The sequence below is a fragment of the Corynebacterium sp. genome, from assembly GCF_022712275.1.
In the GTDB taxonomy this organism is placed as follows: domain Bacteria; phylum Actinomycetota; class Actinomycetes; order Mycobacteriales; family Mycobacteriaceae; genus Corynebacterium.
This window is the reverse complement of record NZ_JALAGU010000024.1, coordinates 1-2724: the sequence shown is the minus strand read 5'-3', so window position 1 is coordinate 2724 and position 2724 is coordinate 1. Positions and strand designations below refer to the sequence as shown.

The 2724-nt window shown below is 65.5% G+C and carries 5 protein-coding genes; 3 read left to right on the top strand and 2 right to left on the bottom strand.

Annotation, left to right across the window (positions count from 1 at the left end):
• Positions 1 to 87 precede the first annotated feature (87 nt).
• Entirely contained in the window at positions 88 to 1095 is a 1008-nt protein-coding gene (gene nrdF / locus Q0A27_RS05105) for a class 1b ribonucleoside-diphosphate reductase subunit beta (RefSeq protein ID WP_291473986.1), read from the bottom strand.
• Positions 1092 to 1553: a class Ib ribonucleoside-diphosphate reductase assembly flavoprotein NrdI gene (nrdI, locus tag Q0A27_RS05100; protein ID WP_291473985.1), complete on the bottom strand. Its 462-nt coding sequence runs from the start codon at positions 1551 to 1553 to the stop codon at positions 1092 to 1094. Before nrdI ends, nrdF begins: the two co-directional genes overlap by 4 nt.
• Positions 1554 to 1629: 76 nt before the next feature.
• Here nrdI and Q0A27_RS05095 point away from each other — a divergent pair, with 76 nt between their 5' ends.
• From Q0A27_RS05095 to Q0A27_RS05085, 3 genes are all read left to right on the top strand, one after another.
• Positions 1630 to 2055, top strand: coding sequence for a pyridoxamine 5'-phosphate oxidase family protein (locus Q0A27_RS05095; RefSeq protein WP_291473984.1), 426 nt, complete (start codon positions 1630 to 1632; stop codon positions 2053 to 2055).
• Positions 2052 to 2576 (top strand): flavin reductase family protein, encoded by a 525-nt coding sequence (locus Q0A27_RS05090; RefSeq protein WP_291473983.1) that lies wholly within the window; start codon positions 2052 to 2054, stop codon positions 2574 to 2576. Before Q0A27_RS05095 ends, Q0A27_RS05090 begins: the two co-directional genes overlap by 4 nt.
• The coding region (locus Q0A27_RS05085) for a hypothetical protein (RefSeq protein ID WP_291473987.1) at positions 2563 to 2724 on the top strand (162 nt) is incomplete at its 3' end. The genes Q0A27_RS05090 and Q0A27_RS05085, both read left to right, overlap by 14 nt.

Sequence of the window (2724 nt, the reverse complement as noted above, 5' to 3'; positions counted from 1 at the left end):
GCCCGGCGGCCGGCGGGCTGCCTCAGAAGCACAGACCCGATCGTCCGACCAGGACCTCCGACCAGGACGTCCGACCGGGACTTCCGGTCAGAAGTTCCAGTCTTCCGCTTCGGTCACCTCGGCACGGCCCATGACGTAGCTGGACCCGGAACCGCTGAAGAAGTCGTGCGTCTCCGAGGAATCCGGGGTGAGCGCGGCGATGATCTCCGGTTCCACACCGGCCGCCTCCTCCTCGTACTGCGGCCCGTAGCCCAGGTTCATCAGGGCCTTGTCCGCGTTGTAGTGCACGAAGGCGTCCACCCCGGCGTAGTCCAGGGAACCGAGGGAGTACAGGTCGCGGGAGTACTCGTTCTCCAGCGCCAGCAGTTCGGCGGTGAACCGGTAGGTGAAGTCCTCCATCTCCGCGACGCGCTCCGGGTGCGCGTCCAGTCCGCGCTGGTACTTGTAGCCGGAGTAGTAGCCGTGGACGGCCTTGTCCCGCAGGATCAGCCGGATCATGTCGGCGGTGTTCATCATCACCCCACGACTGGAGTACCACAACGGCAGGTAGAATCCCGCATACAGCAACAGCGACGACAGCAGGGTGGACGCCACCTTCCGCTTCAACGGATCATCGCCGGCGTAGTGCGCCATCACGGCAGTGGCCCGCGGCTGAAGACGCCGATTGTCGATGGCCCAGGTGTAGGCGTCCTCGATCTCCGCGGAACTGCACATCGTGGAGAACACGGAACTGTAACTGCGGGCGTGGACCGCCTGCATAAAGGCGATATTGGCGTAGACCGCCTGCTCGTGTTCGGTGCGGGCGTCCGGGATCTGGCTGATCTCGCCGACGGTGGCCTGGACCGTGTCCAGCAGGGTCAGACCGGTGAAGACACGGGTCGTGAGCGTGCGCTCATCGTCACCGAGCGCCCGCCAGTCCGGCAGGTCATTGGACAGCGGCATCTTCTCCGGAAGCCAGAAGTTGCTGGTCAGACGCTGCCAGACCTCGAGGTCCTTGGCGTCCTCGATCCGGTTCCAGTTCACCGGACGCAGCGGGGTGGTTGAGCCGGACACCCACTGCGGGGGTGTCTGTGAACGGTCGGTGTAGCTGGTCATACGTGCTCCTTCTTGGTGGCGGTCATGTTGACGGTGGTGGCCCAGAAGTTCTCCAGGCCGGTGCGGACGGCATCCACGTCGCGGTGGGTGCCGAGCAGTTCGAAGCGGTAGAGCTCGGGGACGCCGCATTTCGCGGCGATGGTGCGCCCGGCGGCGCAGTAGGCCTCGCCGAAGTTGATGTTTCCGCTGGTGATGACGCCCCGGATCCACCGCCGGTTGTCCGGGTCATTGAGGAAGCGGATCACCTGCCGAGGCACCGCCTTGTGCAGGTCGCCGCCGCCGTAGGTGGGCGTGACCAGGACAAAGGGCCTGTCCACCTGCAGTGCCGGGTCCTTCGGACGCAGCGGTATGCGCTCGGCAGGTAACCCGACGGCGTCGATGAATCGGCGGGTGTTCTCCGAGACCGAGGAGAAGTACACGAGGTGGGGACTGACGCGTCCCCCAGAGTTCAACACCATGAACTTTATTGTAGTGACTCTTGAAGTTTGTGCTAGCGTCGCTGCCGTAAGCACCCCCGACGAAGGAGAACAACCCATGCCCCGTCTCACCTCAGCCATGACGGCCATGCTCGGTACCCAGCTGCCGATCCTCGCAACCGTCACCGATCCGACCACCCCGAACATCGGACCGAAGCGCTCGCTGCGCGCCTACGACGACAGCACCCTCATCTACAACGAGAACACCGGTGGTCAGCACCTGGCCAACATCGGGTCCGGGTCCCGCGTCGCCGTCGCTGTCATCGACCGGGCCGCCCTCGACGGCTACCGCTTCCTCGGCCACGCCGAGGTCGTCACCGAAGGCCCCGCCTGGGACAGCTGCCTCGAGTTCGCCGAAGCCAACGGCATGAAGACGCCGAAGCGCGCCGTCCTCATCCACCTCGACGAGATCTTCTCGCTGGCCTCCGGCGCGAAGGCCGGCACGGTGATCGACACGGACGCGTCCACCGGAGAGCAGGCGTGACAGCGACCGCCGAAGGCTTCCGGAACCTGTTCCGGCAGGTACCCCAGCCCGTATGGATACTCACCACCCGCGATACCGACCATGACCCGGTCGGCGTCACCGTCTCCTCGCTGATCCCGGTCTCGGCCGATCCGCCGACAGTGCTCTTCACACTGCAGAACGACGCCTCGGCGCTCCCCGCGTTCGCCGAGGCCACGCAGGTCCTCGCCCACGCGGTCTCCGTCGACGGGGAGGACGACGCCCGGACGTTCGCCTCCTCCGGCATCGACCGGTTCAGGTCGGTCGGGGACCGTCACGGTCTCGGTGGCCTGCCCACCGTCCCCGACAGCTGCGGTCGGATGCTCATCCGTATCACCCGGGTGCTTCCTGTGGCGGAAAGCGCCCTGTTCATCGGCACCGTCCAGGCCACCTGGTTGCCGTCCGAACCTCCGGCACCCGCGGTCTGGCGGGACCGTGGCTTCACCACGACAGTGGACCGCCCGACCATCCGGATCCCCAGAAGTGGACATGACGATGACTGACACGCGACTGGACTACCACTCGCTCAACGCGATGTTGAACCTCTACGACAGCAACGGCAACATCCAGTTCGACAAGGACCGGGAAGCCGCCAACCAGTACTTCCTCCAGCACGTCAACCAGAACACGGTCTACTTCCATGACCTGGAG

Bases quoted from the DNA above. Each gene is read 5' to 3' on its own strand.
- nrdF (WP_291473986.1), bottom strand. From the start codon at position 1,095: ATGACCAGCTACACCGACCGTTCACAGACACCCCCGCAGTGGGTGTCC.
- nrdI (WP_291473985.1), bottom strand. From the start codon at position 1,553: ATGGTGTTGAACTCTGGGGGACGCGTCAGTCCCCACCTCGTGTACTTC.
- Q0A27_RS05095 (WP_291473984.1), top strand. From the start codon at position 1,630: ATGCCCCGTCTCACCTCAGCCATGACGGCCATGCTCGGTACCCAGCTG.